The organism is Nocardia sp. NPDC004582 (assembly GCF_053602115.1).
On sequence record NZ_JBSGCY010000004.1, the window covers coordinates 1 to 26,358 of the forward strand.

Here is a 26,358-nt window from a genome sequence, read left to right on the forward strand (position 1 = left end):
ATGGGCCCGCGCAAGGCCGCCTCGGCGACGGCGAGCCAGTGGCCCGCCGAGCGGGGCGCGCGGGCCAGCAGGACCGCGCCGCGCGCGAGGGTTTCGTCGGCGAACCGCCGGTAGCGGGCGGCCTGATCCTGGTCGGTGAGCGCGGATGCGGTGAGCAGGGCCTCGGCGAGAACCGAAGTGCCCGAAGGGGTTGCGCCGTCCAGGGGGTCGCGGGGGCGGGTCAGCAGGGTTTCGGCGTCGTCGGCGGTGTCGAACCAGCTGCCCGGGGTATCGGCGTCGGCGAAATGGGTGATGGCCGCGTCGAGTACGCGCCGCGCCTCGGCGAGCCAGTCCCCTCCGGTGGTCTGGTGCAGCGCGAGTAGTCCCAGTGCGAGCCAGGCGTAGTCCTCGAGCACGCCCGCCGCCGTGCCGGGCACGCCGCCCAGCGAGGCACGGCAGACGCGGCCGTCGGTCACGTGGGTGTCCAGCAGGTACCGGGCGCACCGCGCGGCGGCCGCGGTCCACTCCGGATGCCCGTGTGCGGCACCGGCTTCCGCGAGCGCGACGATCGCCATACCGTTCCAGGCGGTGACCACCTTGTCGTCGCGTTCGGGCTGTGGCCGCCGTTCCCGCGCCTCGGACATGGCCGCCCGGATCGTCTCGAACCGCTCATGGTCGACGGGCTCGGGATCGGTGTATCGCGTCAGCACCGAGGTGCCGTGCTCGAATGTCCCCGCAGTCGTGACACCGAAAATCTCTGCGGCCCACGCCCCGTCGAGTGCCCCGAGCACCCCGTTGAGTTCCGCTGGCGTCCAGACGTAGGTGGCCCCCTCGACCCCGGGCTGCCCCGGTTCGAGGTGGGTGTCGGCGTCCAGCGCGGAGGCGAAGCCCCCTTGTTCGGTCCCCAGATCGGTGATCAGGAACTGCACGGTCTCGCGAGTCACCCGCAGTGCCAGCGATTCTCCGCCGCGCTCGCCATCGGGCGTGTCGAGCCCACGCCGGGCCAGGTGCGCGTACACCCGCACCAGTTGCGCGTTGTCGTACAGCATCTTCTCGAAGTGCGGCACCACCCACGCCGCGTCCACCGAATACCGCGCGAATCCCCCGCGCAGCTGGTCGTAGATCCCGCCCCGCGCCATCGACTCACAGGTGAACGAAACGGTCTGCAGCACACCGAGATCCCCGGTCAGCTCATAATGGCGCAGCAACCCCTCCAGCAAGGCCGACGGCGGGAACTTCGGTGCGCCCCCGAATCCCCCGTGCTGCGCGTCGACGTCCTTCGATACCGCCCCGACCGCGTGCCGCACCAAGTCGGCGCTGATCCCCACCCCCGCGTCCGGCAATCCCGCCGTCTGCTGCCGCAGCGCCTCCCCCACCTGCGCCGCCGCCGTGTTCACCTCGTCCCGCCGATTCCGCCACGTCTCCCCCACCGCGGTCAGCACCTGCGCGAACGACGGCATCCCGTGCCGAGGCGTCTTCGGGTAGTACGTCCCGCAATAGAACGGCTCCCCCGTCGGCGTCAGGAAGCACGTCATCGGCCACCCGCCCTGCCCGGTCATGGCCACCGTCGCGTTCATGTACACCGCGTCCAGATCGGGCCGCTCCTCCCGATCCACCTTGACGCACACGAAGTTCTCGTTCATGAGCGCGGCCGTCTCCGCGTCCTCGAACGACTCGTGCGCCATCACATGGCACCAGTGGCAACTGGCGTATCCGATGGACAGCAGAATCGGCACATCCCGCTCGGCCGCCTCCGCCAGCGCCTCCTCTCCCCACTCCTGCCAAGCCACCGGGTTCCCGGCGTGCTGGCGCAGGTAGGGCGACGTGGCACCACCTAATCGGTTCATGTCCGCCAGCCTTCCACACCGGTCACCTTCGATCCAGGCAGTGCGGATCAGGCAGGATTGACTTCTCCCGCACTACAGGCTGTCCGGTCGCAAGGCTGCCCGCCTCACCCGTTACAGGTGAGATCGATACCGCGTCCCTGACGTCAGGGGCCGGACCCACCGACTCCTTCTGCTCGGCCGCATAGGCCAAGATGGGTACATCCGATCCCGGCCCGAAACCTTCGATCAGGCAGGTGCATATGCGATTTCTTCGTACCGAACGACATGACTCCGTTCAGACCATCTGGCTCGACAATCCGCCCTACAACTTCCTCACCGAGGAGGTGATGGGCGAGCTGCTCGATGAGCTCCGCGCGCTGGACGCCGATCCAGAGGTGCGGGCGGTCGTGCTCACCAGCGCGGTCGAGGGCGTTTTCGTCAGCCACTACTCGGTCGCGGAGATCCTGGCGGGGGTGCAAGCCGCCCCGGTCGGTCTCAACCCGCGCACCGCCGTGGCCGCGCTGGTGGCCAGCAGGATCGCCGATTCGGTGCCGGGCGCGGCCGCCGGGCTCGCGCGGGCCGGCGCCGGTGGTGTGGCGAATCTGCGCCGCTACCACGAGGTGTGCGCGATCATGCGGGAGTCGAGCACCGTCTTCGTCGCGGCGGTCAATGGCCGCGCGCTCGGCGGCGGCTGCGAACTGGCGCTGGCCTGTGACATCCGGTTGATGGCCGAGGGGCCGTTCGAAATCGGCCAGCCCGAGATTCTCGTCGGCATCATCCCCGGTGGCGGCGGCACCCAGATGCTGAGCCGGCTCCTCGGCCCCGCTCGCGCGCTGGAACTCTGCCTCGAGGGGGCGCCGATCACGCCGCGGGAAGCCCGGGACATCGGGCTGGTGCACCGGCTCGTGGCGCCGGAGGACCTGCTGTCGGAGGCCCGATCCACCGCGGCCCGACTGGCGAAGCGCTCACCGACGGCCGTCGCCGCCATCAAACACGCTGTCTACGAAGGCGGTTCGACCTCATTGGACAAGGGGCTGCGGATCGAACAGGCGCAATTCCTCACCGCCGCATCGACGCCGTCGGCCCAGCGCGCGATGGCCACCTACCTCGCGGACATCGAGGAGACCATTGCCGCGGGGGGCGATATGTCCGAGTTCGTCGCCACCAAACTCCCCGACTGGGTCGCCGGCACCAAGGCCGACTTCGCCGAATAACTCGACGACCTCAACCTCGTCTGAATCGACCAGCAGGTCAGCTGCCGCAATTCCGGAAGTTCGCGCGGATCCTGCGGGACAATTCCTGGGAAGCCGCGCCCGCGGAATCGCGATCGAGCGCGATCAGATCGGTGAAAGCCGGGGAACCATGCGCGTATTCGAGCACTACGGCACCGTCCGGCTGTCTCTGATCGCTCTCCTGACCGGCTTGGTGATCGCCACCGCGGCCCCGTCGACCGCCGTGCCCGACGATCCGGGCCGAATCGACACCGGTACCTACACCTCGGGTGCGCTGACCTACGCCTACGAGACGTTCATCCCCGGTGACCTGCCCGCGAACCCCGCGCTGGTGGTCATGATCCATGGGTGTAAGACCACCGCCGAGCAGCAGCGTCGCGCCAATCTCCTGGATCCGATCGCCCGCAGCGGCGGGTTCGTGGTCCTCTACGTCGACGGCAGCCCGTTCCATCTGCTGCAACAGCGATGCTGGTCGGGGCTGCTCGCACCCGCCGCCGAAAGCCGGACGTCCGGAGACGCCGCCGCGATCGCGGCCATGACCCGGCTCGCCATCGAGCGCTACCACGTCGATTCCGATCGGGTCTACGCGTTGGGGATGTCCTCCGGGGCCTATGAGACCACGCTGCTGGGCGCGTATTTCCCGGACCTGTTCGCCGCCATCGGCGTGCACTCGGGCGCGGCGTTCGATCATGGCGCGCTCGGCTGCGTGGGCCCTTACCTGCCGACCGTCACCACCGAACACCTTGCGGCACAGGCGTTCTCCGCCGAGGGCCGGTATCGCAGGGTGCTTCCGGTCATCGGATTCCACGGCGACGCCGATACCTCGGTGCCCTACGAATGCGGGCGCGGGGTCATCGAGCAGTGGCGGCAGACCGACAATATGGTGCTCGCCGCACAGGCCGACCCACACGGGATTTCGCCACAGCCGACCGGGCTTGCCGACGGTGTCGCCGACGTACCCGACGGTCGTTCCTACACCGTCGAGTCCTGGCGGCAGCACGAATCGGACTGTCCCACTCTGCGATTGTGGACGATCCACGGCATGGCGCACTACTGGTCGGGCGGTTCGGCCGAACCCGACGCCGCCGAGTTCACCGACGCGCGGGGCCCGAACGCCTCGCGGGCGGCGTGGGAGTTCTTCGCCCGCATCCACCGCACCGACACTGGCTTCCGCTGCGAATGACCTCACCGGATGGGGTCGGATAGCCGAAGCTGCGGCCCGCTACCTCCGGGGACTCAGGAATTCGGTCAAGGCCGCCGCGACCGCGTCCGGATTCTCCAATTGCGGATAGTGCCCGGTGACCGGTGGTTCGTCGAGCACGGTGATCGTCGCGTGCGGCAGGCGCTCGCGCAGCCGGGGCAGCACGTGGCCGCCGCTGACCGGGTCGGCGGGACCCCAGACGAACAGCATCGGCCCGGGATACCGCTCGAGCGCCGTGCGCCAGCGGTCCGCGTGCTCGCGGCGCTCGTCGATGTAGCGCAGCAGCCGATGCTGGACGCGTTTGCCCTCGCCCATGGTGGTGGCCAGCCACATGTCGTGCAGCAGTTCATCGCTCACCGGGCGACCGAGGATCTCCCGCAACGACTTCCGGTACATCCGCTCGCCGGCCAGATGCTGGGCCACGGCGCCGAGCGGACCGTGCAACAGCCGCTGGACGCGGGTGGGCCGGTGCAGGTCCGGATACAGCCCGCCATTGAGGAAGGCGGCCGCGGTGATCCGGTTCGCGTCGCGGTGCAACAGTTCCTGCGCGACCGAGACGCCGTAGTCGTGGGCCACCAGCGCGGTCGACTCGATGCCCAGCCGCTGCCACAGCGCCTCCACGATGGACGCCTGCTCGGTGAGCAGATATTCGTGGCGCGCCGGTTTCGCACTGGCCCCGAATCCGAGCAGGTCGAGTGTGGTGACCCGGCAACCGGATTCGACCAGCCGCGGCACGATCGGGGCCCAATCGTGCGACGAGGTCGGAAAGCCGTGCAGCAGCGTCACCGGACGCCCGTCGACCGGTCCGTCCTGTCGATGGAAGATGTCGTGACCGGTGATTCCACCGGCGATCCATTCCTCGAGTCTGGGGTGCACCGTCCCGGATCCTCCTGATCTCGGCCGCAAACACAGCGATCCCAGTGTGCCCGAAACACCCGCGCCGAGATCACCCAGCCGGCGGCGAACGCCACCCAGCTCCCGCGGTCCGGGGCGCGATGGAAGCCGAATCGATATCGCGAGCCGTCTTCATCCGCGGCTCGATCCATGAAAGTCTCGAATAGCTGGGAGATAGCTATAGGACTGGTGGCAGGGGTTCGCCCGCCCCGGTCTTCCCGCGGAGCACTGTCGATCACCGGGACTCCCGGTGGAACAGGAGGCATGCAGTGAGCACGTCGACCGACCCGAGTCAGTACATTCTCGACCAGCAAGAGCGGGCCGCCGCCGCCCTGCCCTTCGGTGACAACACCGACCAGCAGGACGCGGACCGCGGATTCATCGCCGCGCTCGAACCCGGCGTGGTCACCGATGCCGACGGGAAAGTGGTCTGGGACAACGACTCCTACGGGTTCCTCGACGGGGCGTGCCCGGCGTCGGTGCATCCCAGTCTGTGGCGGCAGTCCGGGCTGAACATCCGGCAGGGCCTGTACCAGGTGACCGAGGGGATCTATCAGATCCGCGGACTCGACCTGTCCAATATGACCCTGATCGAGGGCCGGACGGGCGTGATCGTGATCGACCCGCTCATCTCCGCCGAGACCGCGAAGGCGGGCCTCGACCTGTACCGCGCCCACCGCGGCGACAAGCCGGTGACCGGTTTGATCTACACCCACTCCCATGTCGACCATTTCGGCGGCGCGCTGGGTGTGACCACCCAGGAAGATGTGGACACGGACCGCTGCCCGGTCATCGCCCCCGCCGGATTCCTCGAACACGCGGTGGCCGAGAACGTCTACGCCGGAACCGCGATGGCCCGCCGCGCCGCCTACATGTACGGCGCGGCCCTGCCCCGCGGGCCGCGGGGCCAGGTGGGCGCGGGCCTCGGGCAGACGACCTCGACCGGCACCGTCACGCTGATCGCACCGACGCACGACATCACCGAGACCGGTCAGGAAATGACCGTCGACGGCGTCCGCATCGTCTTCCAGATCACGCCCGGCACCGAGGCGCCGTCGGAGATGAACTTCTACTTCCCCGACCACCGCGCACTGTGCATGGCGGAGAACGCGACTCACACCCTGCACAACCTGCTGACCCTGCGCGGCGCGCTGGTGCGCGACCCGCACGTGTGGTCGCAGTACCTGACCGAGTCGATCAACCTCTTCGGCTACGACTCCGATGTCGTCTTCGCCTCCCACCACTGGCCGACCTGGGACACCGAACGCCTGGTGGAATACCTCGCGCAGCAACGGGACCTGTACGCCTACCTGCACGACCAGACCCTGCGCCGGCTGAACCAGGGCTATGTCGGCAGTGAGATCGCCGAGACCATCGAACTGCCGCCCGCCATCGCCGGGGCCTGGCACTCGCACGGCTACTACGGTTCGGTCAGCCACAATGTGAAGGCCATCTACCAGCGCTACATGGGCTGGTTCGACGGCAATCCGGCGCACCTGTGGGAGCACCCGCCGGTCGAATCCGCCACCCGGCACGTGGAATTCATGGGCGGCGCCGACGAGGTGCTGCGCAAGGCCCGGGTGGCCTTCGACAACGGCGACTACCGCTGGGTGGCGCAGGTGGTCAACTACGTCATCTTCGCCGACCCGTCCAACGAGGCCGCGAAGACCTTGCTGGCCGGCACCTACGACCAGCTGGGCTATGGCGCGGAGAACGCCACCTGGCGCAACTTCTTCCTGATGGGCGCCTACGAGCTGCGCAACGGGAATATCGGCACGCCGACGCAGACCAACTCCGCGACCATCATGGCGGCCCTGAGCATCGACCAGGTCTTCGACGCGTTGTCGCTGCGCCTGGACGGCCCCAAGGCCTGGCATGAAAAGGCGGTCAGCGACTGGGTTTTCACCGATGAGAAACGCACCCACCGCCTCGAACTGCGCAACGGCGTGCTCATCCACTACGACCGCCGCGACGGCGACAAGCTCCCGCCCGCCGAAGTCACCTTCACCCTCACCCGTGCCACCTTGATCGGCGTCCTGCTCGCGGGTCAGGACCTGAGCGCCGCGCTACAGTCCGGCGCCCTCGCCATCGACGGCGACGCCCAGAGCTTCGTCAAACTCACCGCCCTGTTCGACCAGCCCAACCCGGACTTCGCCATCGTCACCCCCGACTAGCGCACGCGTCCCATCCCGGGGTGAGCAGCGCTCTCCCCGGGATGGCGGTGGCGGCTCGCCGAGCATCTCGGCGCGAGCGGAGGGGGCAGCGGCCGTGAGGCCGTAGGGTGGGGTGCGAAGTTGTCGGCCCGGGTCAGTCGGATTCCGGTGACCCGGCGCCACTGGCGGGATGTGTTCCGATGGGCCCTGCACGACAGACCACTGTCCGACACGAGCAGAGCGGGTTCAGCGCGGCACGGGAGGCGGAGCGGGCCGCCGAAGAGGAGCGGAACATCCTGGCCGCTCACACCGTCGCGGGTCACGCGCTCGATGCCGAAGACTGCGCGTTCCTCCTCCGGATGCTCGGTTTGTCCGTGACCGCCGCGGCCGACACGCTAGGATCTGGCGACCCGATACCGGACATAGCACGCTGACAGTACGAAATGCCGAGGACCATGAGCCGCTTTCTTTCCGCCGTCGCAATGGTCTTCGGAGGGGCGGCGCTATTGAGCGGCCTGACCGCGCCGGTCGCCGGGGCGGACGCCGATCCGGCGCGGGCCGAAGGCAAGTCGCTGGTGGTCATGGGCGATTCGAATACCGCGAATGCCACCTGGTCCACGATGCAGCCCCAGCCCACCGGGGTGGCGTGCCCGCATCTGCCCACCTCCTGGCCGACCCAGCTGGCGGACCGGATGGGATTGTCGGCGACCAAGGACGTCGAGGATGTCTCCTGTGTCGGCGCGTACATGTGGCGGCACGGTGAGGACCGGTTCTGGACGGCCCTGACCGAGGCGCGGCAGGCGGCCGCGAACGGCGCGTTCGGCCCGCGGACCAAGGCGGTACTGCTCCAGTTCGGTTTGAACGACGCCTGGGGCGCCGACCACGCGGCCCAGAACGAGCTGGTGCCGTGCCTGCTCGACGTGCTGCGCGGATGCAGCACGGCCGACGCGGCCGTCAACGCCAATCCGCCCGCGCTGCTCACCGGTCAGGACTACGTCGACCACCTGCGCGACATCATCACCTACATCCGCTACTACGCGCCGAACGCGCGCATCGTCCTGGTCGGGTACCAGGAACTGCACACCCCCGGCAGCGACGCGATCTGCATGGGCGTGCTGGGCGTCCCGGTCGGCCTGCCGCACGCGAGCGCGGTCACCGATGTCTTCGACAGCCTCCGCCAGGCCCCGCGCGACGCCGCCGCCGCGCTCGGCGTGGAGTACTTCGATGCCGCCGCGGTCACCGCGGGCCACGGCCTGTGCTCCCCCGACCCGTGGCTGAACGGAATCTTCACCCCGGGCCCCGACTGGTACGGGCAGCCCGGCCACCCGACCGTGCAGGGGGACGCCGCCGTCGCCCAGGGCCTGCACCAGTTCCTCTCCGAACCCGCCCCGGCCCCGGCTCGCTGAGCGGATATCCGGCCGTCCGACGGCCCCGATGACGAAGGCTCCCAGCCGAATACGGAATTCGGGTGGGAGCCGGTTCACGCGTGCGAGCTCCTAGGGCACGACGACGTCGATGTTGGCGGGGATATTGGCGCGGTCGGTGCGGATGGTCAGGTGGACCCGCCCGGCTCCGGTGTTGACCGGGAAGATCGCCGGACGAATGCTGCTCTGCCCCGCGGGGATGAAGCGGGTGACGCTGCCCTGCTGGCCGGTGTCGGCGTTGTTCCAGTCGACGATGGCGTTGACGTCGCAGGCCAGTAGCTGCGGGCCCCACTCACCCACCGGCGAGAAGCCCTGGCTGATGCGCAGGATCACCGAGTGCGAGGCGCCCGGCGCCTCGGAGTACTGGTAGAGCGGGCCGTCGAAAGCCGTACCGCCGGTGGTGAACATGCCCGCGCACACCCCATTGCCGAGGGTGAAGACCGGGCTCGTGTTGAAGCTGCTCTGCGCGCAGGAGCGCGGTTCCACATTCGACCAGCCCAGCTGACAGGGGCTGCCGTCGGAATCGGCGCCGGCCGGTGCGGCGGCGACGGCCACGCCCGCGCCGAGGATGGCAACGGCGGTCAAGCTATTGATCGTTCGTTTCATCATCGGCCAATCCTCACAGCCGACACCGGGTCGATGTCAACCATGTCCGGGGCGTGTCCCCGTTCGATTCTCGCGAAAGTTGCGGAGCCAAGACCGTTTTCGTGCAGGCCATCACCCTTGCCGATACCTATACCCCCAAAGGGTATGAGAAGTGTCACAGTGCTCGGGGCTGTATTCGCATACCCCATGGGGGTACCAATGGACGGGTTGGAACAGCCCGTGGCCGCCCCGGCCCGATACCTCTGTCAGGGAGTGATTCCTATGTCCACCCACACCTCCGCGCCACCCTCGTCGCGGCGCTGGATCGCCTTGGGGCTCATCGCCCTCGCCCAGTTCATCGTCATCATGGACACCTCGATCATCGGCGTCGCACTGCCGGAAATGCAGGACGCGCTGGGGTTCTCGCAGGAGAACCTGTCCTGGGTCTTCAATGCCTACGTGGTCGTCTTCGGCGGCCTGCTGCTGCTCGGCGGCAAGCTGTCCGACATCGTCGGCGCCCGGCGGATCTTCCAGACCGGCTGGGGCGTCCTCGCGGTCGGCTCGCTGGTCGCCGGGCTCGCCGGAAACGCCGCGGTGGAACTGATCGGGCGCGGCGTGCAGGGCGCGGGCGCGGCCCTCATCGCGCCGTCGGCACTGACCCTGCTGATGATGCTGTTCGGCGGCAACCCGGGCGAGCTGACCAAGGCCTTCGCCGTCTACGGCGCCGCCGCGCCCGCGGGCGGCACCGCCGGGGTGTTCCTCGGCGGCCTGATCACCCAATATGCCTCGTGGCCTTGGGTTTTCTACATCAATATCCCGATCGCCCTGGTAGCGCTGCTGGCCGCTCCGGCCCTGGTGCCCGATGGCGCGATGGCCCCGCACGCGTCGGTGGATCTGCTCGGCGCGGCGACCGCGACCCTCGGCCTCGGCGCGGCGGTCTTCGCCGTGGTGCGCGGCGACTGGTCCGCCACCTCCACCTGGGTGGTGCTGGCCGCGGCCGTCGCCCTGCTCGGCGCGTTCATCGCGATCCAGGCCCGCCGCCGCGAACCGCTCATGCCGCTGAGCATCTTCCGCGCACCCGACCTCGGCGCGGCCAACCTCGCCCAGGTGCTGCTGGGCGCGGCGTGGGTGCCGATGTGGTTCTTCCTGAACCTGTATCTGCAGCAGGTGCTGGGCTATTCGGCGTTCCCGTCGGGCGCGGCGCTGCTGCCCATGACCGCGCTGATCATGGTCGGCATGATCGCGATCTCGCCGAAACTGTTCGCCCGCTTCGGCGCTCGCACCATGACGGTCTCGGGCCTGGCCATCCTGGCGGCGGGACTGGCGTGGCTGTCGTTCATCCGGCCCGACGGCAACTTCTGGATCGATGTGCTGCCCGGTTCGCTGGTGGCGGCGCTGGGCATGTCGCTGGCCTTCATTCCCACACTGCAGACGGCCATTTCGGCCGCGCCGCCACAGGAGGGCGGTCTCGCCTCGGGCATCGTGAACACCGGCTACCAGATCGGTTCGGCCCTGGGCCTGGCCGCGGTCACCGCCATCGCGGCGAACGCGGGCGCGGACCGGCTCGGTGACACCGGCGCCCTGACCGACGGCTTCTCGGCCGCGTTCGTCACCGCCGGCATCATCGCCGTCGGCGCGGCGGCGCTCGCCCTGGCGACCTTCCGGTCCCCGGCCCGGCGTGACCAGGAGGTCTCGGCCGCTGCCTGACGTCCGAACAGCCGCGACCGAATCGGCGATGGCTCGGTGGGATTTCTCCCACCGAGCCATTGCCGAATATTTGCTATTTCGAGCGATAGGTTTCGGGTATGAAGCCCGGGGAACTACTGCTGCTCTATGTTCTAGGACTCAACGCCTATGCGCTGCTACTCATCTTCCTGCGATCACGGATCTATCGGGTACCGGTCTACAGGCCCATGCTCTGGAACTTCTTCCTCTCGATCGCGCCATTCGCCATCCTGCTGAGCCTGGTCGTCGTCACCGGGCTGGTCGATGTGGCCACCAACCGCGGGACCGCCGTCGCAGTGGGTGCCATGGGTTTGCTGTTCTGGCTACTCCTGCTCCCGAATTCGAGCTATCTGATCACCGAACTCAATCTGAACCACCGCTGGCCGAACGACCCGGTCCCGCTCTGGTACGACATCGTCGCGGTCCTGTCCTTCGCCCTGGCCGGCGTCGTCAATCTGGTCCTCAGCGTCCTGATCGTCCAAATGGGTTTGGTCATCGCGTTCTTCGGTGACGCGAACGACGGAGCCATGCACTCCGTCGCGGCCCGCATCCTGGTCGTGGTGATCGTTCTCGCCGTCTCGGTGGGCATCTATCTGGGTCGCTACCTGCGAGTGAACAGCTGGGACGTCCAAGCCCCGCGGCGGCTGCGGGCCACGCTGGCCGAGCACTTCGACTCGAAAGCCGCGGTGGGTCGTTTCGCGTTCTTCTGCGTGACCCACACGATCTTCCTGTGCCTGATGTACGGGCTGATGGTGGGGCCGCTCGTCGACTCGATCACGAACGGCTGACCACCGTGATCAGCGACCGTTGGCGCTGAGGCCGACCTCGCCGTTGGGCGACGCGGCCTCCGGGCCGAGCGCCGGCATCAAGGATTCCCGCGCCATGGAGGCGAGAGTCCCGGCCTGCTGGATGATCTCGGCCAGCGCCGAGGTCACCCCCTGCGCCCCGTTGAGCACCGTGAACTGCCCGACGTGCTCGAACGGCTTCGCCGCCGCGGCCACGATCTCCGGCAGGTGCTCGGCGATCTGCTGGGCGATCACCGCCTCCTGGTTCTTGCTCATGGCCTCGGCGCGCTGCTGGATGCCGGCCGCTTCGGCGGCCATCCGGGCGCGCACGGCGTCGGCCTCGGCGAGACCGCGCGCCTTGATCGCGTCCGCCTCGGCCTGACCGGTGAGCCGGGTCGCCTCGGCCTGCGCGGCCGCCCGCGCCTTGATCGACTCGGCCTCGGCGAGCGCCTGCAGCTTCGTCTGCGCCGCAGCGGCTTCCGCGCGCAGCCGGGTCTCCTCGGCGTCGGCCTCGGCCTGGCTGATGCGGGCGTCGCGGGCCGCGGTGGCCAGGGTGGTCTGCTTGTAGGCCTCGGCGTCGGCGGGCTTGCGCACCTCCACCTGCAGCTGCTGTTCCTTCTGCTGCGCCTCGAGCTGCGCGACCTTGGTCGCCACCTCGACCACCGCCTGCCGGGCGGTCGCCTCGGCCAGCGGGCCCTGCTGCTGGGCGTCCTTGGTGGCGCGATCCACCTCGGCCTGATACCCGGCCTTCTTGATCTGGGTGTCGCGCATCGACAGCGCGACCTGCGCCTGCGCCGCCTGCTCCTGCGCGATGGCCTCGCGTTCGGCATTGGCGCGCGCGATGCGGGCGTGCTGCTCCACCTCGGCCTGATGCGGAATGGCCAGGTTGGCGATGTAATTCGATTCGCTGGCGATGGACTGGATCTGGAACGAGTCGATCACCAGGCCGAAGGACTCCATCTCGTGCGCGCAGCGATCCCGCACCAGCTCGGAGAACTTGTCCTGATCACTGATCATGTCCTCCACGGTCATCGACCCCGCGATGGCGCGCAGATGACCGATGAACACGTTCTGCACCTTGGTCTCGAGCTCATCGGTCGGCCGGTCCAGGAACCGCCGCGCGGCATTGGCGATCGAGGTGTAATCGTCGCCGACCTTGTACATGACCACACCGATGAGGTGCAGCCCGATCTTCTGCCGGCTCACGCACGGCACCACGATCTGGGATTCGTGCGCCTCCAGCGAGATTCGGCGCACCTTGGTCAATCCCGGCGCGACCAGGCACCCGCGTCCGGTGACGATCCGGAACCCCATGCTCTCCCCCGACCCGCCCGGCCCCGTTCCGGCCCGGAAGCCCGAGATGATCAGCGCCTCATCGGGTTCGGCGACGCGCCACGCGAGCCGCAGCATTCCGATTCCGGCGAGCAGAACAACGAACACCAACCCGACCAATGCAATGACCAGGATGTCCACGATGCACCTTCATTTCACGGGAACGACTTCGACAGTCCGGCCACCCAGACTGCCGACCACGAGCACCTGAGCGTGCTTGGGAATCGTCGAATCGCTGTCGGCGGCGCGCGCCAGAAACCGTTCGGAACCGGCCCGCACCTCGATCAACACCTCGCCGAGATGGCCCGGGGTGATCGCGGCCGTCACCCGCGCGAACTTGCCGATCACGTCCGCCGCCATCAACCCCACCCCCCGGAACCGCAGCCGTTCGACCCCACAAACGCTAATCCCGCGCCGGACGCCCGGAAATTTCCTTTACGAAAAACTAACGGGTGCAACCGGTCAGCGAGCTCCGATACGCACCCTGCATGATGGGTTCATGCTTCCCACCGACCGTCTCGCTCAGGTAGACCGCCGTCCCGCCGTGATCGACACCCCGCTCGGGATCGTGGGGTTCGCCGTCACGGTCGGGTCGGAGCTGCTGCCCGCCGGTCCGAACACGTTGTGGCGCTTGCCGAACGGGTCGCATCTGCACCGCTGGCGGCACCGGGACGCCACCGTCGACCTGCTGGTCGGGAGCATCGAGATGCCCGCGTGGGACGGCGGCGCGCCGGTCGCGCTGTGGGCCGGGATCTGGCAGGTGAAGGCGCACAGCGCGGTACCGGGGCTGGTCTTCACAGCCGAATTGACCGATCTGCCCGCGGGGACCACCAGCGGCCCGGACACCGGCGAATGCCTCGCGGCGGTGAGCATCGAGAACGACCACTTCATGGTGTGCATCGGCGGCCCGGATTCCGAACTGCTGGCCATGCAGGCCGAGGACGCCCGCCTCATGCCCGGCAGCTGGGCGCACCAGATCCACGCCGACGACCACGACACCGAATACGGTGTCCGCTACCGGGATCCGGCCCGGATCGAATGGCACCTGCCCGGCCTGGCCACCGACGAGGCCGCCCGCCTGTGCGTGGCCACCGCCTGGTGCCCCCGCGACGACGACCGCCCCGCCGCCTGGTTCGCCGTCGACATCCCCCTCGACACCGCCTACCTCCACCTCACCGCCGACCCGGCGGTCTGACCCGGGCCGCGGAACGGCCGTCATGGCGCCAGTCCGGCGCTGTTCCACACCACAGCCGCCGGGAAGTGGCATCCTTGCGGGGTTCCCGCCCGACGACACCGCGCGCACCGAATCAGGAGCCACCATGGCCGGACTCGCCCGCATCCGCCACGTCAAACTGCCGGTCACCGACCTGGCACGCAGCGTCGCCTGGTACACCGACCTGCTGGACCTGCGCCTGGCCGGGGAATTCCGGGAGGAGGGCGAACTGCGCGGCGCGCAACTCATGCACCCCGGTGGATTCGGCGTCGCCCTGCGCGAGCGCGAATACTGCGCCGGGCAACCGGATCTCGCCGGCTTCGACGTCTTCGCCCTGGAAGTGGACTCCGTCGACGACCTGCACGCCTTCGCCGCCCGCGCCGACGAACTCGACTACACCCGCGGCGAGGTCTTCGACCGCGGCGAGCACGGCGCGGTCCTCGACCTCTTCGATCCCGACAACACGGTGGTGCGGCTGCTCGCCAACAATCCCTTCCACGCCGGACGCTTCCTCGGCGTGGACACCGACCGCAAGGGCGGATTCACCCTCTACGACCAGCCGACCCTGGGCTGAGACCGAGCGCCCGGATCAGCCCAGGCGCTTGCGCACGAAGGCCGCGATCTCCTCGGTCGCCGCGGCCGCCTCGGGGGTGTCCCGCATGATCACGTAGACGTGCGGGAGACCCTCCCCCAGCGTCAACGCCACCTCGACGCCCGCCTCCCGCGCCGCGGCCGCGAAACCCTCGGAATCACTGAGCAGCAACTCGGCCGTCCCGGCCTGGATCAGCAGCGGCGGCAATCCGGTCAGATCCCCGAAAAGCGGTGACGCCGAGGGGATCCGGGGATCCGCGCCATCCAGGTAGGCGGCGAAGATCGCGCGCAGCGGGCCCGGCGCGAAAATCGGGTCCTGCCCGTCGCGCTCGGTCATGGAGACCCCGGAACCGCTCATATCCAGCGCGGGCGAGAGCAGCACCGCCGCCGCGGGCAGCTCCGCCCCGGCGTCGCGCAACGACAGCAGCAGCCCCGCGATCAGATTGCCGCCCGACGAATCCCCGGCCAGCACAACCGAACTCGCGGCGAAGCCCTGATCCTCCCGAAGCCAGCGCCACAGCGCGCCGATGTCCTCGACCGGCGCCGGATACCGGTGTTCGGGCGTCAGCCGGTACTCCGGGAACAGCACCCGCGCGCCGGCCGCCCGGCCCAGCCGCGCCGCCAGCTCGCCGTGACTGTCCAGCGAACCCAGCGTGAAACCGCCCCCGTGCACGTACACCAGCACCCGGTCCGGTGCGGTGTGCGGCGCGTCCAGCCAGTACGCGGGTACCCCCGCCGCCGAAACCGCGCTCACCCGAACATCATCGGGAATCGCGTACTTCCGGCCGGCGGGCAGGAACCCGGCCCGGAGTTCTTCCAGGGACGGCGGCGTCGCGGGCCGCGCCGCCCGGCTCTGCTCGAACTGTTCGATGAACTCGCGCATCTCCGGGCTCGGCATCGCGATTTCCCTTTCCATTCCGGCGGTTTCGCTCTCCGGAGCGAAAACGGTGGCAGGACCGGAATTGTTCCGAGGGCCGGGAAAGGAAAACGCCCCCGGTCAGCCGACCGGGGGCGCTCCACATCGTCGATTCAGGCCGTGCCGTTGGTGGCTTCCGGCTTGGACTCGCCGCGCGGGGACGCCTCGTCCTCGGGCGCGGCGATCCCGTGCTCGGTGCCCTCGTCGGCTTCCTGATCCGCCTCCGGGTGCTCCGGGGAGAACTCGGCGGGCAGCTTCTTGATGTGCTTGTTCATGTTCCGGATGAGCAGGATGGTGCCGGCCAGCAGCACCAGCACGATGACCAGGCCCAGCGGGGACGCCTTGCCGAACTCCGGGCCGGTCGGCGAGTTGTTGGTCTGGGCGAGCAGCGTGAGCATCATCGGGCGGCGTCCTCGGTGTCGGCGTCGTCGATGCCCGTGAACAGGTCGGTCTCCGGGATCGCGGTCTTGACGCGGGTCTTGGCCAGCTCGAACTCCTCGGTCGGCCACAGCCGCTGCTGCATCTCCGTCGGCACCGCGAAGAAGGCGCCGTTGGGGTCGATCTGGGTGGCGTGGGCGCGCAGCGCGTCGTCCCGCGCCGGGAAGTATTTGGCGCACTCGACCTGGGTGGTCACCCGGGCCATGATGTCGCCGCGCTCGGCGGCGTACTTGCGCATCCGGTCCATCCACTCCTGCATGGGGAACGGTTCACCGATGCGCTCGTACTCGGCGGCGAAGACCTCCAGGCGGGCCAGGCTGAAGCCGTGGTCGTAGTACAGCTTGAGCGGGGTCCAGGGCTCGCCCGCGTCGGGGAACCGCTCCGGATCGCCGGCGGCCTCGAAGGCCGCGACCGACACCCGGTTGCACATGATGTGGTCCGGGTGCGGGTAGCCGCCCATCTCGTCGTAGGTGGTGATGACGTGCGGACGGAACTCGCGCACCACCCGCACCAGCGCCTCGGCGGCCTCCTCCAGGGGCACCAGCGCGAAGCAGCCCTCGGGCAGCGGCGGCAGCGGATCGCCTTCGGGCAGACCGGAATCCACGAAACCCAGCCAGGTCTGGCGGACGCCCAGCGCCTCCGCGGCGGCGGCCATCTCCTCGCGGCGGACCTCGGTGATGCGGTCCTTGATGCCGGGGGTGTCCATGGCGGGGTTCAGGATGTCGCCGCGTTCCCCGCCGGTGAGGGTGACGACCAGCACCTCGTTGCCTTCGGCGGCATAGCGCGCGGTGGTGGCCGCGCCCTTGCTGGATTCGTCGTCGGGATGGGCGTGCACCGCCATGAGGCGAAGACCACTCACTTCTCGTTCACCTCACCGATCACGTTTTCACCTCGTAGCGTCGCGCTGTATCAACTGGCACGTGCCGAGTCCGGACACAGGCATCGGATATCCATTCCCTATAGTTCCATCCGATCGTTGTTTGTTCCGACCTACCCCCCGGGAGCGTCCCCGACATGAGCGAAAGACCGGCCGACAGGTACGGGATAAAGCCGCGGAAGAACCGCCGCTGGCTGCCCTGGGCCCTCGGACCGATCGTTCTCGTCGGCGGACTCGTGGTCGCCTACCTGGGCTTCCGCACCTACGGACCGCAGGACATCGAACCGGAACGCCTCGGCTACACCGTCGTCGACGACTCCACCGTCACCATCGACTTCAAGGTGACCCGCAAGGACCCCGGCACCGCGGTCGCCTGCATCGTGCGCGCCATGGACGGCGACACCGACGAGGTCGGCCGCCGCGAGATCCTGGTTCCCGGCTCCGACGCCGGCACCGTCCGCATGGACACCACGATCAAGACCGCCCGCCGGGCCGGCGCGGCCAATGTCTACGGCTGCACCGAGCATGTGCCGGCCTATCTGCGCGCCGGGTGAAAAGTCGGGTATGCGACCCGCATTGCCGCTTCTACCTGCGCATTTTCAAATCGTGCTAAAATGACGCGATACACGGTTCCGGCGTTCGGAGCCGTGTTTGCTGCATTGACGGCCGGCGCTGTCGGGACTCTCCCCAGGGATCGCTCTGGCTGTCCACTGCTGCTGTGTGCCCATCTCCGGATGGGTTTCAGCAACGGGCATCAGGGAATCCCGGCTTGCCGGGGACAACTACTAGGGAGTGATCGAGATGACTGAGACCGTGACTTGGCTGACCCCGGAGTCGCACGAGAGGCTCACGAGCGAACTCGGCGCGCTCATCGCCAACCGTCCCGTCATCGCGGCCGAAATCAACGAGCGCCGTGAAGAGGGTGACCTCAAGGAGAACGGCGGTTATCACGCGGCGCGTGAAGAGCAGGGCCAGCAGGAGGCGCGTATCCGCCAGCTGCAGGAGCTGCTGAACAACGCCAAGGTCGGCGTCGCGCCCACCAAGTCCGGCGTCGCCCTGCCCGGCTCGGTCGTCAAGGTCTACTACGACGGCGACGAGTCCGACACCGAGACCTTCCTCATCGCCACCCGCGAAGAGGGCCTCGGTAGCGCCGACCTCGAGACCTACTCCCCCAACTCCCCGTTGGGCGGCGCCCTGATCGACGCCAAGGTCGGCGACACCCGCGAATACACCCTGCCCAACGGCAAGACCATGAAGGTGACCCTGGTCTCCGCGGAGCCGTACCACAGCTGAGCTCCCCCGCCTCCCCGCGACTTCAGCGGGCGGCAGAGAGCCGTTGACAACGAAGCGCCGCACCAAATCTTGGTGCGGCGCTTCTTTTGTGCTGGTGGTCGCTAGGCCAGAGCCTGCTCGATGTCGGAGAGCAGGTCGCTGATGTCCTCGATGCCGACCGAGAGGCGGACCAGGTCGGCCGGGACCTCGAGGGCGGAGCCCGCGGTCGAGGCGTGGGTCATGGCGCCCGGGTGCTCGATCAGCGATTCCACGCCGCCGAGGGACTCGGCCAGGGTGAAGATCTTGGTCTTGGAGCAGAAGTCCAGCGCCGCTTCCTTGCCGCCGTGCACGCGCACCGAGATCATGCCGCCGAAGCGGCGCATCTGCTTCTGCGCCACGGTGTGGCCCGGGTGCTCGGGCAGACCGGGGTAGATGACCTGCGCGATCTTGGGGTGGTTGGCGAGGAATTCGGCGATGGTCTCGGCGTTGTCGCAGTGCCGGTCCATGCGCAGGGCCAGGGTCTTGATGCCGCGCAGGGTGAGGAAGGCGTCGGTCGGGCCGGGGACCGCGCCCGCGCCGTTCTGCAGGAACGCGAACTTGGTGTCCAGCTCCTGGTCGTTGGTGATCAGCGCGCCGCCGACCACGTCGGAGTGACCGCCCAGGTACTTGGTGGTCGAGTGCAGCACGATGTCCGCGCCCAGCAGCAGCGGCTGCTGCAGGTACGGGGAGGCGAAGGTGTTGTCCACGACCAGCTTCGCGCCGCCGGCGTGGGCGACCTCGGCCAGCGCCGCGATGTCACCGACGTTCAGCAGCGGGTTGGTGGGGGTCTCCACCCAGACCAGCTTGGTGTTGGGGCGCATGGCCGCGGCCACCGCGTCCACATCCGAGACCGGCGCGACCGAGTACTCGATGCCCCACTGGGTGAACACCTTGTCGATGAGCCGGAAGGTGCCGCCGTAGGCGTCGTTCGGGATCACCATGTGGTCGCCGGGGCGCAGGTTGGCGCGGATCGCGCAGTCGGTGGCCGCCATGCCCGAGGCGAAAGCCCGCCCGTAGGTGCCGGATTCGAGCGCGGCCAGGTTGGCCTCCAGCGCGGTCCGGGTCGGATTGCCGGTGCGCGCGTACTCGTAGCCGCCGCGCATGCCGCCGACCCCGTCCTGGGCGAAGGTCGAACTCGCGTAGATCGGCACGTTCACCGCACCGGTCTGAGGGTCCGGATCGAACCCGGCGTGCACCGCCCGTGTGGAGAAACCCAGCTGATCGCTCATGCGAACAGCCTAAGGACGCGGCCGGTCCGCCCCGCCCCCGGGTCGGTATCGGCGCGGCGTTGTGGGTGTCGCGCGGGCGGTCCTATCGTGGGCGCATGGTCACCGTAGACGAGCTGTTCGCCATCGACTCCCTGCTCAGTGACGAGGAACGCGCCATCCGGGAGACGGTGCGCGCGTTCGCGGCGGAGCGGTTGCGGCCGCGGGTGACCGAATGGTTCGAGGAGGGGACCTTCCCGGCCCGGGAGCTGGCGCCGGAGCTGGGCAAGCTCGGGCTGCTGGGGATGCACCTGGAGGGTTACGGGTGCGCGGGCACCTCGGCGACGGCGTACGGGCTGGCCTGCCTGGAGCTGGAGGCCGTCGATTCCGGGGTGCGCAGCATGGTGTCGGTGCAGGGGTCGCTGGCCATGACCGCCATCCACAAGTACGGGTCCGAGGAGCAGAAGCTGCGGTGGCTGCCGGAGATGGCGGCCGGGCGGGTGATCGGCTGCTTCGGGCTCACCGAACCCGACTTCGGATCCAATCCGGGCGGTATGCGGACGCGGGCGCGGCGCGACGGGGACGACTGGATCCTCGACGGCTCGAAGATGTGGATCACCAACGGGTCGGTCGCCGATATCGCCATCGTGTGGGCGCAGTCGCGCGAGGGCGAACGGGATGTGATCCGCGGCTTCGTAGTGCCCACGGACACACCGGGATTCAGCGCCCGGGAAATGAAACACAAACTGTCCCTGCGGGCTTCGATCACCGCGGAACTCTCCCTCGACGGCGTCCGGCTGCCCGCCGAGGCCCAGCTGCCCGAGGCGCGGGGCTTGGCGGCGCCGCTGGGCTGCCTGTCGGAGGCGCGGTTCGGGATCATCTTCGGCGCGCTGGGCGCGGCCCGCGACTGCCTCTCCGCCGCGATCGAATACTCACGCACCCGCGAGGTGTTCGACAAGCCCCTCGCCGCCTACCAGCTCACCCAGGCCAAAATCGCCGACATGGCCCTGGAACTCGGCAAGGGCGAACTGCTGGCCGTGCACCTCGGGCGGCTCAAGGACCGGCACCAGATCTCCAACGAGCAGATCAGCGCGGGCAAACTGAACAGCACCCGCGAAGCCATCCGGATCGCGCGCGAATGCCGGACCATCCTGGGCGCGAACGGCATCACCCTCGAGTACCCGGTGCTGCGGCACGCCAACAACCTGGAATCCGTGCTCACCTACGAGGGCACCGCGGAGGTGCACCAGCTGGTGCTGGGCGAGGCGCTGACCGGCTCGAAAGCCTTCCGCTGAGCGGGACCCCGGACGAATGCGTGATATATCACACTCGATCCGCGGGCCGCGGGCGGGTTGCTAGCATCGCCGGGTGTTTGTGCCCGGCTCCGCTCTGCTCGTCGTCTCGGCGCGTAAAACCCTGAATCGACTGCAGCGCACCCACGGAGCCCCCGCCCTGGAAGCCGCGGCTGTCTTCCCCGGCCTCGGCGCGGTCATCGACCAGCACGCCGCCGCCATCCGCGACATCCTCGACCTGGGCGTGGAGAACTCCAGCCTGGTCCCGGCCAGCGTGCTGCTCGCCGGCTACGCCCGCGGCATCCTCGAGGACCTCCGCGAAGCCGAACCCGCCGCCCTCCCCCGCTCCCCGCTGGACTGGCAGGACGCCGACTGGCTCCATCTCCGCCTGGCCGCCGTCTGCTCCCTGGCCCGCGCCTCCTGAACCTCACTACGAGATCAGGGAGCACCCGGTGCGGGGAATCGGACGCGATTCCGCGCTGAGCGCTCCCTGATCCCGGCAGACCCGCCGGCTACATGTCGCCGCGATCCTGGTCGCCGTGCCGCGGTAGCTGGCCGCCACGAGTGGGCCGCTGCGGCGGCATCGGCTGTTCGCCCTGGGGCGCCTGGCCGGATTGCGGTGGCATCTGGCCGCTCTGCGGAGATGGCGTCCGGCCCGATTGCGGTGCAGGCATCTGACCGGGCTGCTGGGTCATCTGGCCGGGCTGCGGCGGCGGCATCGGACCGGACTGTTGCGGCGGCATCTGACCGGGCTGCTGCGGCGGCAGCTGGCCGCCACCCTGTTCATACCCGCCCGGCTGCTGGTACCCCTGCTGTCCGTAACCCATTGCGCCACTGCCGGGTTCGGCCCATTTGCCCGGAGGCATCTGCCCCATGCCCTGCCCCGCCATGGTCGGTTGTTGCGCCATGGCGGCCCGTTGCGCGGCCATGGCCTCCTGGGCCTGACGCTGACGCGCCGCGTCCTCGCGGCCGCGCTGATACGCCTGCGCGTGCCCCTTCACCTCGGGCATCTCGCCCTCGATGGCGTCCAGCCAGCCCGACCAGCGCTGCTGCATGGGCCGGATCAGGCCGCCGCCGACCCCGACGACGAGGATGCCGCCGACGGTGGCCAGGACGGTGATGAGGATCGGCATGGTGACCGAGGTGGCGACGCCGATCTGATCGAGCGCGGCGATGATGCCGATACCCCAGATGAACACGGCCGCAATGCGTCCCAGCATGCGGCCGTAGTCGAGGCCGCTCAGCATGTTCGAGACCATGTCCTGGACGACGCGGGCGATGGCGCCCGCGATGCAGACGATGATGATGCCGACCGCCAGTCGCGGCAGCCAGGCCACGACCGAATTCAGCATGGTGCTCACCGGATTCGGGCCGAAGACGCCGAAGCCGAGTTGCAGGGTGATCAACAGGACCGCGTAGTAGGCCAGCTTGGCGATGATGCCGGTGGCGTCGTAGCGGCCGCGGGCGAGCATCTCCTTGATGCCGCCGCGTTCGACCAGGCGATCGAAGCCGACGCGGTGCAGAATCCGGGTCACCAGCCGGGCCACGAGTTTCGCGACGAACCAGCCGATGAGCAGAATGACCAGGAACCCGACGAATTTGGGCACCCAGGTGGCGATGGAACTCCACGCGTCGGAGAGCCCTCGCCCGATCTGGATATCGATAGCCGAACTCGAGGTGTGCATGACCCCGTCCCTTCGCTATCTGTTCCGGCCGGGTGCCGGAACTGCTCCACGGGGCCGTTATACGCCGAGTCGATCGTCGGATCCGGCCGTTTGCGAAAGTGTTGCCCAATCGGATCGGATACCCACTCGAATACGACGAATGGCCCGCCCCTCATCGGGCGGGCCATCGTATTTCGTCGAATCGCCGGAGCGGCGGATCAGTACGCGCTGTTGACGTTGTCCATCGAGCCGTAGCGGTGGGCCGCGTAGTTGCAGGCGGCCACGATGTTGGCGACCGGGTCCCAGACGTCGAACGGGGTGCCCTCGACGTGGTAGGCGGCGAAGGTCGGGTCGATCACCTGCAGCAGGCCCTTGGACGGGATGCCCATGGCGGCGTTCGAGTCGTACAGGTTGATCGCCTGCGGGTTGCCGCTGGACTCCCGGATGATGTTGCGGAAGATGCCGTCGTAGCTGCCCGGAATGCCGCGCTGAGCCATGATGTCCAGCGCCTGGTGGATCCAGCCGTCCAGGTTGTCGGCGTAGACCGGCGGCGCGGGGGCCGGGGCCGGAGCCGGCTCGGGGGCGGGCGCCGGGGCGACCTCGGGCAGCGGAGCCGGCATGGGGGCCGGAGCCGGGGCGGCAGCCTGGTGTTCGCCGACCGACGCGAACTTGACGTTCGCGGCGGGCGCGGTGGCGGCGGCCAGGGTCTGCTTCAGCGCGGTCGGCTCGACATCGCCGTTGGCGGCGCCGGCGGCGGTGAAGATGGAGCCGAACACGCCGAGGGCGAGAGCGGCGGCACCGGCCGTGCGTGCGGTGGCAACTACCTTGTTACGTTTGGCAGGGTCACTGAGAGCAGACATAACATTCTTGGGCATGGCGAATTTGGATTCCTGTTCGGTTTCGGGCTCGCGGGCCTGAAATGGCAGCGCTTGGTCACGCGGGCGTCTGCCGACGCCCACCTGCACACTGCGGGCTGTTGTGGATGCTGTTGTGAAACCCGTTACGGGTCAATGGAATTGGCGCCCTACCTAGAGGGCGACAGCGAGGGCGACGGCCTCCCGGCCGAGGGCCTCAGCGCACCGATGTGGTGATCACGTTCCGCATGTGTGTTCACATCTCCTTGCGCCATCCAGACTTGCGGTCTGTTTCCGACAAGGTCACAGCTTGATTGCGCATAGTGAACACAGTCTGAATCAAAGGTTAACAGCGGGTGAACCAGCCCCGGGTGCACGTCTGGGACCTGCATCAATACAAGCGCTGACCTGGTGATTCAATTGAAACCACCAAGTGTTTCAGATCACAGAACAATTTAGCCCGAAGATCGCGATATACCGAGATTTGGCATATTTCGCGGCGTTTCACCGGCGTTTCGGATGCCTTTGGTAACAGCGCAGCAAATCACAATAGTTATCTCAAATCACACACGTCACATTTGTCACGGCCTATAAAGACTCGGCAACGACGCATCGGGCGACCCGGACGTCTTCGCTGGGCGCTGGGACCGCTCCTGGGCCGCCCGAGGTGGCCGCACCGGCCCGCCGGCGCTCGTCACCGCCCCGACGCGGTGTGGGACGTGCTGGGGCCCGGACAGCACACCGCCCGCCGGAACCACACGGGTTCCGGCGGGCGGTGGGACTTCGGGACGAACTAGACCAGACCGTCGGTGCTCAGGAAGCCGAGCAGGTCGTGGCGGGTGATGACGCCGACCGGCTTGCCGTCCTCGACCACCATCAGCGCGTCGGTGCTCTCCAGCAGCTTGGTCGCGGCCGAGACCAGCTCGCCCGCGCCGATCAGCGGGAAGGCCGGGCTCATGTGCATGGAGACCGGGTCGGTGAGCTTGGCGCGGCCCTCGAACACCGCCGAGAGCAGATCGCGCTCGGTGACCGAGCCCGCGACCTCGCCGGCCATCACCGGCGGCTCCGCGCCGACGACCGGCATCTGGGAGACGCCGTACTCGCGCAGGATCTCGATGGCGTCGCGCAGGGTCTCCTGCGGGTGGGTGTGCACCAGGTCCGGCAGCTCACCGGACTTGCCGCGCAGCACGTCGCCCACGTGCACCTCGCCGCCGGTGGTGCCGTCCAGGCGCGAGCGCAGGAAGCCGTAGGAGCTCATCCACTGGTCGTTGAAGATCTTCGACAGGTAGCCGCGGCCGCCGTCCGGCAGCAGCACGACCACCACGGCGTCCGGATCGCGCTCGGCGACCTTGAGCGCCGCGACCACGGCCATACCGCAGGAGCCGCCGACCAGCAGGCCCTCCTCGCGGGCCAGGCGGCGGGTCATCTCGAAGGAGTCGGCGTCGGAGACGGCGATGATCTCGTCCGGGATGGCCGGGTCGTAGGCGGTCGGCCAGAAGTCCTCGCCGACGCCCTCGACCAGGTACGGGCGGCCGGTGCCGCCGGAGTAGACCGAGCCCTCCGGGTCCGCGCCGATGATCTTGACCTGGCCGCCGGAGACCTCCTTGAGGTACCGGCCGGTGCCGGTGATGGTGCCGCCGGTGCCGACGCCCGCCACGAAGTGGGTGATCTTGCCCTCGGTGTCGCGCCAGATCTCGGGACCGGTGGTCTCGTAGTGCGATTCCGGGCCGCCCGGGTTGGAGTACTGGTCCGGCTTCCACGCGCCCGGGATCTCGCGGACGAGACGGTCGGAGACGTTGTAGTAGCTGTCCGGGTCCTCCGGCGCGACCGCGGTCGGGCAGACCACGACCTCGGCGCCGTAGGCGCGCAGCACGTTGCGCTTGTCCTCGCTGACCTTGTCCGGGCAGACGAACACGGTCTTGTAGCCGCGCTGCTGCGCGACCAGGGCCAGGCCCACACCGGTATTGCCGGAGGTCGGTTCGACGATCGTGCCGCCGGGCTTCAGCAGCCCGGCCTTCTCGGCGGCCTCGATCATCTTGACGGCGATGCGGTCCTTCGAGCTGCCACCCGGGTTGAGGTACTCGACCTTCGCCGCCACCAGTCCCGAGTTCGGCCCCACCACGGAGTTCAACCGGACGAGCGGGGTGTTTCCGATCAGATCGACGACATGGTTAGCGATGCGCATACCCATCATCGTTGCAGAAAGGAGATACGCGCCTTCGCGCACGTCGGCGATATCACGCTTGCCGGAAATTACCATCGGCCCATGAGGATGCCGACGAGCTTGCCCGCCGCCTCCCTGCTGACCGCTCTCGGCGGCGCGACCATGATCGTCTGCGCCGCTCCCGCCGACGCCGGAACCATCGAGTTTCCGCAGGTCCCGAGCATGTACCACGATGCGATGCTGTGCGGCGGCACGATCCGATCCTGGGCCGACACCAGCCCGCAGTGGCCCGGCCGGGCGATCTTGAACGTGCAGGCGCTGCCGGTCGCCGGGTTCGATCCGGGCGAGTTCTCCTTCGCGCCGATGTGTGAGACCACCGCCACCGTCGCCTGGCGCAATATGAACACCGGCGCCGCGGGCGAATATCGAGTTCCCGTCCTCGCCGGCTTCTACGGCAGCGAGCACTACGCGTTGTTCCAGGACACCGGGCCCGGGCGCATCGAGGTCACGGTCTACACCGACATGGCAAACATCCCCTCCCACAGCAGTTTCGACGTCCCATCCTGATCTTTCCGGCCTCGAGAGCCGCGCGAGTGCGATTTCCCACAGACCAGTAAGTGGGATACGGGCATACCGGATGTAGGACCCCCACCACACCCGTCGTAAATTCGAAGAGGATCACCCCAGCAAAAAAGGA

Annotated in this window: 25 protein-coding genes; 13 read left to right on the forward strand and 12 right to left on the reverse strand. The window is 68.7% G+C overall.

All coding sequences use genetic code 11. The features are described from left to right. A partial coding sequence (locus ACWELJ_RS02055; protein WP_452364323.1) for a thioredoxin domain-containing protein occupies positions 1–1,826 on the reverse strand: 1,826 nt, incomplete at its 3' end. A gap of 239 nt (positions 1,827–2,065) precedes the next feature. Between ACWELJ_RS02055 and ACWELJ_RS02060 the strand changes: the two genes are divergently transcribed. After that, on the forward strand, positions 2,066–3,019 hold the full coding sequence (locus tag ACWELJ_RS02060) for an enoyl-CoA hydratase/isomerase family protein (RefSeq protein ID WP_452364324.1): 954 nt from the start codon (positions 2,066–2,068) through the stop codon (positions 3,017–3,019). Between the two features lie 148 nt (positions 3,020–3,167). Next, the gene (locus tag ACWELJ_RS02065; RefSeq protein WP_452364325.1) at positions 3,168–4,220 is read left to right on the forward strand and encodes an extracellular catalytic domain type 1 short-chain-length polyhydroxyalkanoate depolymerase; all 1,053 of its coding nucleotides are present in this window, start codon (positions 3,168–3,170) and stop codon (positions 4,218–4,220) included. 39 nt (positions 4,221–4,259) lie between these two features. Here the strand turns inward: ACWELJ_RS02065 and ACWELJ_RS02070 are convergent, their stop codons facing one another. Beyond that, entirely contained in the window at positions 4,260–5,114 is an 855-nt protein-coding gene (locus ACWELJ_RS02070) for an alpha/beta fold hydrolase (RefSeq protein ID WP_452364326.1), read from the reverse strand. A gap of 287 nt (positions 5,115–5,401) precedes the next feature. On the opposite strand from ACWELJ_RS02070, the gene ACWELJ_RS02075 reads away from it, so the two are divergent. Next, positions 5,402–7,306, forward strand: coding sequence for an alkyl/aryl-sulfatase (locus ACWELJ_RS02075; protein WP_452364327.1), 1,905 nt, complete (start codon positions 5,402–5,404; stop codon positions 7,304–7,306). Between the two features lie 485 nt (positions 7,307–7,791). Then, positions 7,792–8,691: an SGNH/GDSL hydrolase family protein gene (locus ACWELJ_RS02080; protein ID WP_452364328.1), complete on the forward strand. Its 900-nt coding sequence runs from the start codon at positions 7,792–7,794 to the stop codon at positions 8,689–8,691. Positions 8,692–8,781: 90 nt separating this feature from the next. On the opposite strand, the gene ACWELJ_RS02085 is transcribed toward ACWELJ_RS02080, so the two are convergent. Then, positions 8,782–9,318, reverse strand: coding sequence for a hypothetical protein (locus ACWELJ_RS02085; protein ID WP_452364329.1), 537 nt, complete (start codon positions 9,316–9,318; stop codon positions 8,782–8,784). A gap of 258 nt (positions 9,319–9,576) precedes the next feature. Between ACWELJ_RS02085 and ACWELJ_RS02090 the strand changes: the two genes are divergently transcribed. Beyond that, the gene (locus tag ACWELJ_RS02090; RefSeq protein ID WP_452364330.1) at positions 9,577–11,001 is read left to right on the forward strand and encodes an MFS transporter; all 1,425 of its coding nucleotides are present in this window, start codon (positions 9,577–9,579) and stop codon (positions 10,999–11,001) included. 98 nt (positions 11,002–11,099) lie between these two features. Continuing rightward, the gene (locus ACWELJ_RS02095) at positions 11,100–11,807 is read left to right on the forward strand and encodes a DUF1361 domain-containing protein (RefSeq protein ID WP_452364331.1); all 708 of its coding nucleotides are present in this window, start codon (positions 11,100–11,102) and stop codon (positions 11,805–11,807) included. Between the two features lie 9 nt (positions 11,808–11,816). Here ACWELJ_RS02095 and ACWELJ_RS02100 read toward each other — a convergent pair whose 3' ends face one another. Both ACWELJ_RS02100 and ACWELJ_RS02105 read right to left on the reverse strand, forming a co-directional pair. Continuing rightward, positions 11,817–13,277, reverse strand: a complete 1,461-nt coding sequence (locus tag ACWELJ_RS02100) for a flotillin family protein (RefSeq protein ID WP_452364332.1) — start codon at positions 13,275–13,277, stop codon at positions 11,817–11,819. A 9-nt stretch (positions 13,278–13,286) separates the two neighbouring features. Beyond that, positions 13,287–13,496 carry a hypothetical protein gene (locus ACWELJ_RS02105; protein ID WP_452364333.1) on the reverse strand — a complete coding sequence of 70 codons (210 nt, stop codon included), beginning with the start codon at positions 13,494–13,496 and terminating at the stop codon, positions 13,287–13,289. 139 nt (positions 13,497–13,635) lie between these two features. Here ACWELJ_RS02105 and ACWELJ_RS02110 point away from each other — a divergent pair, with 139 nt between their 5' ends. Then, positions 13,636–14,331, forward strand: coding sequence for a hypothetical protein (locus ACWELJ_RS02110; protein WP_452364334.1), 696 nt, complete (start codon positions 13,636–13,638; stop codon positions 14,329–14,331). Positions 14,332–14,455: 124 nt separating this feature from the next. After that, the gene (locus ACWELJ_RS02115; protein WP_452364335.1) at positions 14,456–14,923 is read left to right on the forward strand and encodes a VOC family protein; all 468 of its coding nucleotides are present in this window, start codon (positions 14,456–14,458) and stop codon (positions 14,921–14,923) included. 15 nt (positions 14,924–14,938) lie between these two features. On the opposite strand, the gene ACWELJ_RS02120 is transcribed toward ACWELJ_RS02115, so the two are convergent. The 3 genes from ACWELJ_RS02120 to mca form a co-directional block, all read right to left on the reverse strand. Continuing rightward, complete coding sequence (locus tag ACWELJ_RS02120; protein ID WP_452364336.1) at positions 14,939–15,838, reverse strand: alpha/beta hydrolase; 900 nt, start codon at positions 15,836–15,838, stop codon at positions 14,939–14,941. 131 nt (positions 15,839–15,969) lie between these two features. Beyond that, entirely contained in the window at positions 15,970–16,254 is a 285-nt protein-coding gene (locus ACWELJ_RS02125) for a hypothetical protein (protein WP_452364427.1), read from the reverse strand. Next, entirely contained in the window at positions 16,254–17,135 is an 882-nt protein-coding gene (gene mca, locus ACWELJ_RS02130) for a mycothiol conjugate amidase Mca (protein ID WP_452364428.1), read from the reverse strand. Before mca ends, ACWELJ_RS02125 begins: the two co-directional genes overlap by 1 nt. A 173-nt stretch (positions 17,136–17,308) precedes the next feature. On the opposite strand from mca, the gene ACWELJ_RS02135 reads away from it, so the two are divergent. Then, positions 17,309–17,725, forward strand: coding sequence for a DUF4307 domain-containing protein (locus tag ACWELJ_RS02135; RefSeq protein WP_379093321.1), 417 nt, complete (start codon positions 17,309–17,311; stop codon positions 17,723–17,725). A 247-nt stretch (positions 17,726–17,972) separates the two neighbouring features. Beyond that, positions 17,973–18,464, forward strand: a complete 492-nt coding sequence (gene greA / locus ACWELJ_RS02140) for a transcription elongation factor GreA (RefSeq protein ID WP_357280179.1) — start codon at positions 17,973–17,975, stop codon at positions 18,462–18,464. 101 nt (positions 18,465–18,565) lie between these two features. Here greA and ACWELJ_RS02145 read toward each other — a convergent pair whose 3' ends face one another. Further along, positions 18,566–19,711: a cystathionine gamma-synthase gene (locus ACWELJ_RS02145; RefSeq protein WP_452364337.1), complete on the reverse strand. Its 1,146-nt coding sequence runs from the start codon at positions 19,709–19,711 to the stop codon at positions 18,566–18,568. A gap of 95 nt (positions 19,712–19,806) precedes the next feature. Between ACWELJ_RS02145 and ACWELJ_RS02150 the strand changes: the two genes are divergently transcribed. Together ACWELJ_RS02150 and ACWELJ_RS02155 are read left to right on the forward strand one after the other, a co-directional pair. After that, the gene (locus tag ACWELJ_RS02150; RefSeq protein ID WP_452364338.1) at positions 19,807–20,982 is read left to right on the forward strand and encodes an acyl-CoA dehydrogenase family protein; all 1,176 of its coding nucleotides are present in this window, start codon (positions 19,807–19,809) and stop codon (positions 20,980–20,982) included. A 73-nt stretch (positions 20,983–21,055) separates the two neighbouring features. Next, positions 21,056–21,403, forward strand: coding sequence for a DUF6401 family natural product biosynthesis protein (locus ACWELJ_RS02155; protein WP_452364339.1), 348 nt, complete (start codon positions 21,056–21,058; stop codon positions 21,401–21,403). A gap of 88 nt (positions 21,404–21,491) precedes the next feature. Here ACWELJ_RS02155 and ACWELJ_RS02160 read toward each other — a convergent pair whose 3' ends face one another. From ACWELJ_RS02160 to ACWELJ_RS02170, 3 genes are all read right to left on the reverse strand, one after another. Beyond that, on the reverse strand, positions 21,492–22,664 hold the full coding sequence (locus tag ACWELJ_RS02160) for a mechanosensitive ion channel family protein (RefSeq protein ID WP_452364340.1): 1,173 nt from the start codon (positions 22,662–22,664) through the stop codon (positions 21,492–21,494). A 197-nt stretch (positions 22,665–22,861) separates the two neighbouring features. Continuing rightward, positions 22,862–23,503: a transglycosylase SLT domain-containing protein gene (locus ACWELJ_RS02165; RefSeq protein WP_452364341.1), complete on the reverse strand. Its 642-nt coding sequence runs from the start codon at positions 23,501–23,503 to the stop codon at positions 22,862–22,864. Between the two features lie 787 nt (positions 23,504–24,290). Continuing rightward, positions 24,291–25,682 carry a cystathionine beta-synthase gene (locus ACWELJ_RS02170; RefSeq protein ID WP_452364342.1) on the reverse strand — a complete coding sequence of 464 codons (1,392 nt, stop codon included), beginning with the start codon at positions 25,680–25,682 and terminating at the stop codon, positions 24,291–24,293. 81 nt (positions 25,683–25,763) lie between these two features. Here ACWELJ_RS02170 and ACWELJ_RS02175 point away from each other — a divergent pair, with 81 nt between their 5' ends. Further along, the gene (locus tag ACWELJ_RS02175) at positions 25,764–26,228 is read left to right on the forward strand and encodes a hypothetical protein (protein WP_452364343.1); all 465 of its coding nucleotides are present in this window, start codon (positions 25,764–25,766) and stop codon (positions 26,226–26,228) included. Positions 26,229–26,358 lie beyond the last annotated feature (130 nt).